This is a genomic window from Cyanobium sp. N5-Cardenillas (assembly GCF_024345515.1).
Classification (GTDB): domain Bacteria; phylum Cyanobacteriota; class Cyanobacteriia; order PCC-6307; family Cyanobiaceae; genus Cyanobium.
In genome coordinates, this window is the sequence record NZ_JAGQBG010000199.1 from 1 (window position 1) to 5,801 (window position 5,801).

The window sequence follows — 5,801 nt, forward strand, 5'->3', positions numbered from 1 at the left end:
CGCCGGTGTAGGCCTCACGACCGGGGGGACGGCGCAGCAGCAGGGACATCTGGCGGTAGGCCTGGGCCTGCTTGGTGAGGTCGTCGTACACCACGAGGGTGGCCTTGCCCTTATACATGAAGGACTCGGCGATGGCCGCGCCGGTGTAGGGGGCCAGGTACTGGAGGGCGGCCGCTTCCGAGGCGCTGGCCGCCACCACCACGGTGTAATCCAGGGCGCCGCGCTCGCGGAGCACTTCGACCACGTTGGCCACCGAGGCGTTCTTCTGGCCGATGGCCACATAGACGCAGACCACGTCCTCACCTTTCTGGTTGAGGATGGTGTCGATGCAGATGGCGGTTTTGCCGGTCTGGCGGTCGCCGATGATCAGCTCCCGCTGGCCGCGGCCGATGGGGATCATGGCGTCGATCGCCGTGATGCCGGTCTGCATGGGTTCATGCACCGACTTGCGCTGAATGATGCCGGGCGCCATCGACTCGATCAGGCGCGTCTCGGTGGTGGGGATCTCACCCTTGCCGTCGATCGGCTGGCCCAGGGCGTTCACCACCCGACCCAGCATGGCGTCACCCACGGGCACCGCCGCGATGCGGCCGGTGGCCTTGACGGTGCTGCCTTCCTGAATGCCCAGGCCCTCGCCCATCAGCACGACGCCGACGTTGTCGTCTTCAAGGTTCAGTGCCAGTCCCTCGGTGCCGTCCTCGAACAGGACCAGCTCTCCGGCCATCACCTGCTCCAGGCCGTAGACCCGGGCGATGCCATCACCGATCTGCAGGACGGTGCCGACGTTGCTGACAGACACCGACTTGTCGTAGTCGGCGATCTGCTTCTTGAGGATGGCGCTGATCTCGTCGGGGCGGATGGAAACCATGGGTGGGAGTCCCCGGAGGGGAGGCGATGAAGTGAGAAGGAGAGGGGAAAGGGAGCGAGGCGCTAGCTCACGTTGGCGAGCGTCAGGCCGAGGCGCCGCACCTGACCGGCGAGGCTGGCGTCGATCACCCGGGAGCCGACACTGAGAACGAACCCACCGATCAGGGCAGGATCCACCGCGAGGCTGATCTCCACCTTGTCGGTGCCGGCCACGACCTTGGCCTTCTCGGCGAGCAGGGCCTGCTGGTCGTCGCTCAGGGGACTGGCGGAGGTCACCGTGGCCAGGGCGATCTGGTTCTGCTCGCGGTAGAGCTCCAGGAGCCGCTCCAGGACGGCATCGAGGTAACCGATGCGCTGGCGGTCGGCCAGCAGCTTGAGCAGGTTGAGGAAGGAGGGGGAGATGCTGGCGCCGAAGAGTTGCTCAAGGGCCGCCTTCTTACCTTCGACCTCCAGGACCGGGGAGGCCATCGCCTCGCGCAGGTCACTGGAGTCGTGCCACAGCGACAGGATCGCCCTGGCCTGGTCGATCACCGCGTCGGTGTCCCCATGGGCGTCGCAGACCTGGAGGAAGGCGTCGGCGTAGGGGGTGGTGATGGTGTTGAGCAGAGGCATCAGGCGTTCCCCATCGATTGAATGGACTGATCGATCAGCTGGGCCTGGGTGCTGGCATCAAGGCGGCCGGGGAGGCTGGCGAGGGCCTTGGCGATCGCCATCTCGGCGGCTTCGCGCTGGAGCAGTTTGCTGACGCGGGAGACCTCCGAATCCATATCGGACTTGGAGTCCTGCTTGAGCCGCGCCATCTCCTCGACAGTGCGCTTCTCGTTCTCAAGGCGGATGGCCTCAGCGCGGACCTTGCCTTCGGCGCGGATCTGCTCGGCGCGGGCACGGGCCTCACCCAGGCTGTTCTGGGCCACGGCGAGGGACGCGGTGGCGACGCTCAGGCGTTCCTCGGCGTCCTTGAGCTCGCCGAGGATGCGCTCCCGGCGACGCTCCAGGATTCCGCCGAGGAAGCCCCGCAGAAACCAGGTAAGACCGGCGATCACGATCGCCAGGTTGATGATGTTGGTCTCGAAGATGTCGAGATTGAGGCCGAAGGTGCCGTGGCTCGCGAGGAGCGACGGGAGGGTGGGGGTCATCATGAGGCGGGCAGAAGACGGTCGACGATGAGGTCGGCAAGCCTGTCGGCATCGGCCTCAAGAACGCTCAGGGCATCGGCCCGCTGGCCATCGATCTTGCTGCGGGCGCTTTCGCGGCTGGCGATGGCTTCGGCCTGGGCCACCGCCATGGCCTCGCGATACAGGCGGTCGGAATCCTGCTCGGCCTCCAGGATCACCTTCTGGGCTTCAAGCCTGGCCCCCTTCAGCTGCTCCTTGAGGTCGGCCTCGAGGCGGACGGTCTGGGCGATCTTCTCCTTGGCCTGGGTACGGCTGGTGGCGATGTACCCCTCACGGTCCTCGACGGCCTTGCCGACCGGTCGGAAGAACAGGCTGTTGAGGATGAAGGTGAGGAGCACCACCTGCAGCGCCATGAGCGGCAGGGTGGCATCGAGGTCGAAGAGACCTCCCTCGGGCGACCCTGCGGTCGCACCTGCCTCGGCAAGCAGAAGCCAGCTGGTCATGGGGCAATAAGGCGGGCGGTGGTAGAGGCGTGGATGGAGCCGGGGGTGGAGAAGGGCCGCAACGAACGCGCGGCCCGCTCATCCCCGCGACGGCCTCCGATCAGGAGAAGGGGTTGGCGAACAGCAGCACCAGAGCGACCACCAGGCCGTAGATGGTGAGCGATTCCATGAAGGCCAGCGAGAGCAGCAGGGTGCCGCGGATCTTGCCTTCGGCTTCGGGCTGACGGGCAATGCCTTCGACGGCGCCGCCGGAAGCGGTGCCCTGGCCGATGCCAGGACCGATGGAGCCGAGACCGACGGCAAGACCAGCAGCCACGACAGACGCAGCGGAAGTAAGGGAATCCATGGTGGGGTTAGAAATGTGGGGCGCCGGGGAAGCGCGGAAGGAACCTTGTCGAGAACCCTGCGCCGGGGACACCTGGGAAGGCGGGCCCGGATCGTGCCGGACCTGCGCGCAAGGAGTTTGCCAGACCGGGGGACCGGCCCAGCGGGGGCAGGAGCTAGTGGTGCTCCTCGTGGACCGCCTCACCGATGTAGTAGGCGGCCAGGGTGGCGAAGATCAGGGCCTGGATCGCACTGGTGAACAGGCCGAGGAACATCACCGGCAGGGGCACAACCAGGGGGACCAGGAAGGCCAGCACCGCCACCACCAGTTCGTCGGCCAGGATGTTGCCGAACAGACGGAAGGAGAGCGAGAGGGGCTTGGTGAAGTCCTCGACGATCTTGAAAGGGAGCATGATCGGCGTGGGCTCCACGTAGTACTCGAAGTACCGGAAACCCTTGCGGCTCAGGCCCGCATAGAAGTACGCCAGCGACACCAGCAGGGCCAGGGCGATGGTGGTGTTGATGTCGGCGGTGGGAGCACCCAGCTCACCGCTGGGCAGGTGGACCAGCTTCCAGGGGATCAGGGCACCGCCCCAGTTGCTCACGAAGATGAACAGGAACAGGGTGCCGATGAAGGGAAGCCAGTCGCGGTAGGCCTTCTCGCCGATGTATTCGCGGGCGATGTCGCGCAGGTAATCCCAGAGGAACTCCAGCAGGTTCTGCACGCCCCTGGGATCACGCTCCAGGCGGCGGGTACCGACCACCACAACGGCCAGCAGGGCGCCGATCACGACCCAGGAGCTCAGGAAGACCTGGCCGTGAATCTTGTAGTTGCCGAGCTGCCAGTAGAGGTGCTGGCCGACCTCGAGGGCGGCGAAGGGAAGGGCAAGGGGCAACGGAGCCATCGGGGATAGGACCTGGCGGAACGTCGGTGCCGCCGAAGCGGCTGAAAGGAGAATCAGGTGTCGAGGACGGCCTGAACGATCAAGGCGGGTTTGTAGAGGAGAAAACCCACCAGGGCCGGCAGGATCTCAAGGACGGGGAGCCTGGCGGCCGCGAGGACCAGCACCACCGGAACCAGCAGCTGGGCCTTGCCCACCCCCTTGGTTTCGACGCCGAAGCGGGTGACGCTGCGGGCCAGGAGCCGGAGGTACAGGAGACCCGCCAGGGCTCCCACCAGCAGACTGAAAGCGGTGGAAAGGTCGAACCACAGGGCCGTGATGGGCACCGCCAGGGCGGTGGCACAGACCGTGGAAAGAAGCATCCGGCGCTGCAGCCGCAGGTAACCGTCCATACCGTTGTCCACCGACGACGAAACGTCGGCGTCTTCAGGCAGGGGAGGGGCGTCGTTGGCCGGATGTCCTGCGACCGCTTCGGCCGACGTCTCCACAGGGGGAACGGCATCCGGAGAGGGGGTCAGGGCAGCCTGCAACCGTCGAGGCTCCGTCTTGGCGTGCGGACTTTATCACTTGGCCCGTTCAGGCTCTAAGCAACAGAAGCACCTGCTCCACCAGCAGTCGCCGCGCCGCCGCCAGCCGCTCTTGGGGGCCCAGGGCCACCGGAAGCGCCCCGATCGGGGTGCCGGCGGGGGCGGCCTCCAGGGCCTCCATCAGGGCAAGCTCCGGCTCGGTGATGGTCAGGGGGCGCAGCTCCGGCCCCAGGAGCGCGGTGGATGGCCAGCCCCACAGGCAACGGTTGCGCTCGCCGCCAGCCGCCAGAAGGGCCGCATCGCTCCACGGCTGCGGCACCGCATCCGGAGCCCCGTCGCCGTCCTGGCGCCGCAGGAAGAACTCGAAATGGCTGATGTCGGGATCGAGGCTCTCCACCAGGGCCCACTGCTGCGCCGGCGGCAGGGCCCGGGCGCGCTCCAGCAGCTCCCCCTGCAGCAACCGGGCCGGATCCCAGACCTCCGGGTTGGAGAAACCGGCAAAGCGGACCCCGGGCTGATCGACGAAACGGAACAGGCCCTTGAGGTCGTAGCTGGTCTCCTGGGGGTGGAGGTACATGTCGGCGAAGTTGGCATCGGCGCCGGTGTCGAGGGCCCAGCGCTGCTCGTGGTGCCGCCGCAGGCGGTTGGACTCGGGCAGGGTGTGGAACAGCTCCCGCCCCAGCCGCAGGCCGGCCGGCCCGGTGCCCACCCCCATCAGGGCCAGGGCCCGCTGGGTGCGGTGGATTTCCCAGCGCCCTCCATCGGCATAGAGAAAGAGGTGCAGCAGGCCCCCCGGCCGCAGCAGGGGGACCAGGGCGCGCAGACCCAGCTCGGGTTGGTCGAGGTGATGCAGCACCCCCACCGAGTTGATGTAGTCGAAGGGGCCCTCCCCGGCCAGGTCGAGCAGGCTGCGCTGCTCGATGCGCAGCTCCGCCACCTGGCCGGCGGCTCCGGAGCGGGCGGTGCGCTCCCGGGCCACCGCCAGGGCACCGGCGCTGATGTCCACCGCCAGCACGGTGGCGCCCGGGTTGAGATGGCAGAGGTAGTCGGTGCTCACCCCCGTACCGCAGCCGGCGTCGAGGATCCGCCAGGGGCGCGGCGCCGGCGGCAGGGCCCCGTCCACGGCCGCCACGACGCTGTCCACGCACCAGCGCCAGTTGTATCCCGGTGGTGGACCGTCCTGGAGAGGGTCCCCCGGGTAGGGGAAGCGGTCGTAGAAGGCGCTCACCACCGACGTGGCGGCATCCAGCGGGGCCTCCGGGGGGTGATCCATCAGTGCCTTGGTGCGGGTTCCGGCAGCATTCCACGGCGCCGACCGCCGTTCAGCCTGAGCCCCGGGGAAGGCTGCAAACATTTGTTCATCCCCCGCCGGGGGGCCAGGGGGGCAGCCGTAACGTGACCCAGCCCGGCTCGCTCTCGTTCATGACCGTGACCGCCAGCAGCGGCAGCACCAGGGTCGCCCCCCAGCGCTACGACACCCTGCCGCTCTCCAGCGTCCGGAAGGCGGAGCAGCAGGACCGTTTCCCCGACGGCGGCGAACTGGACGCCCTGACCACCTTCTTT

At 67.9% G+C, this 5,801-nt stretch carries 8 protein-coding genes and 1 pseudogene; 1 reads left to right on the plus strand and 8 read right to left on the minus strand.

Annotation, left to right across the window (positions count from 1 at the left end):
* From KBZ04_RS13740 to KBZ04_RS13775, 8 genes and pseudogenes are all read right to left on the minus strand, one after another.
* A pseudogene (locus tag KBZ04_RS13740) lies at positions 1 to 868 on the minus strand (F0F1 ATP synthase subunit alpha); the annotation flags it as partial.
* Between the two features lie 62 nt (positions 869 to 930).
* Positions 931 to 1,479 (minus strand): ATP synthase F1 subunit delta, encoded by a 549-nt coding sequence (gene atpH / locus KBZ04_RS13745; protein WP_254992470.1) that lies wholly within the window; start codon positions 1,477 to 1,479, stop codon positions 931 to 933.
* A complete protein-coding gene (locus tag KBZ04_RS13750) occupies positions 1,479 to 2,006 on the minus strand; it encodes a F0F1 ATP synthase subunit B (protein ID WP_254992471.1) in 528 nt (175 codons plus the stop codon). Before KBZ04_RS13750 ends, atpH begins: the two co-directional genes overlap by 1 nt.
* On the minus strand, positions 2,003 to 2,485 hold the full coding sequence (locus KBZ04_RS13755) for a F0F1 ATP synthase subunit B' (RefSeq protein WP_254992472.1): 483 nt from the start codon (positions 2,483 to 2,485) through the stop codon (positions 2,003 to 2,005). Before KBZ04_RS13755 ends, KBZ04_RS13750 begins: the two co-directional genes overlap by 4 nt.
* A gap of 100 nt (positions 2,486 to 2,585) precedes the next feature.
* A complete protein-coding gene (gene atpE / locus KBZ04_RS13760) occupies positions 2,586 to 2,831 on the minus strand; it encodes an ATP synthase F0 subunit C (protein ID WP_015110594.1) in 246 nt (81 codons plus the stop codon).
* A 154-nt stretch (positions 2,832 to 2,985) separates the two neighbouring features.
* The gene (gene atpB / locus KBZ04_RS13765; RefSeq protein ID WP_094585565.1) at positions 2,986 to 3,714 is read right to left on the minus strand and encodes a F0F1 ATP synthase subunit A; all 729 of its coding nucleotides are present in this window, start codon (positions 3,712 to 3,714) and stop codon (positions 2,986 to 2,988) included.
* 53 nt (positions 3,715 to 3,767) lie between these two features.
* On the minus strand, positions 3,768 to 4,241 hold the full coding sequence (locus KBZ04_RS13770) for an ATP synthase subunit I (RefSeq protein WP_254992473.1): 474 nt from the start codon (positions 4,239 to 4,241) through the stop codon (positions 3,768 to 3,770).
* A 46-nt stretch (positions 4,242 to 4,287) separates the two neighbouring features.
* The gene (locus KBZ04_RS13775; RefSeq protein WP_254992474.1) at positions 4,288 to 5,511 is read right to left on the minus strand and encodes a class I SAM-dependent methyltransferase; all 1,224 of its coding nucleotides are present in this window, start codon (positions 5,509 to 5,511) and stop codon (positions 4,288 to 4,290) included.
* Between the two features lie 2 nt (positions 5,512 to 5,513).
* Here KBZ04_RS13775 and KBZ04_RS14380 point away from each other — a divergent pair.
* A partial coding sequence (locus KBZ04_RS14380) for a hypothetical protein (RefSeq protein ID WP_409995987.1) occupies positions 5,514 to 5,801 on the plus strand: 288 nt, incomplete at its 3' end.

Coding starts and splice junctions, on each gene's coding strand:
- KBZ04_RS13775 (WP_254992474.1), bottom strand. CDS start 5,511: ATGGATCACCCCCCGGAGGCCCCGCTGGATGCCGCCACGTCGGTGGTG.
- KBZ04_RS13755 (WP_254992472.1), bottom strand. CDS start 2,485: ATGACCAGCTGGCTTCTGCTTGCCGAGGCAGGTGCGACCGCAGGGTCG.
- atpE (WP_015110594.1), bottom strand. CDS start 2,831: ATGGATTCCCTTACTTCCGCTGCGTCTGTCGTGGCTGCTGGTCTTGCC.
- KBZ04_RS13750 (WP_254992471.1), bottom strand. CDS start 2,006: ATGATGACCCCCACCCTCCCGTCGCTCCTCGCGAGCCACGGCACCTTC.
- atpH (WP_254992470.1), bottom strand. CDS start 1,479: ATGCCTCTGCTCAACACCATCACCACCCCCTACGCCGACGCCTTCCTC.
- atpB (WP_094585565.1), bottom strand. CDS start 3,714: ATGGCTCCGTTGCCCCTTGCCCTTCCCTTCGCCGCCCTCGAGGTCGGC.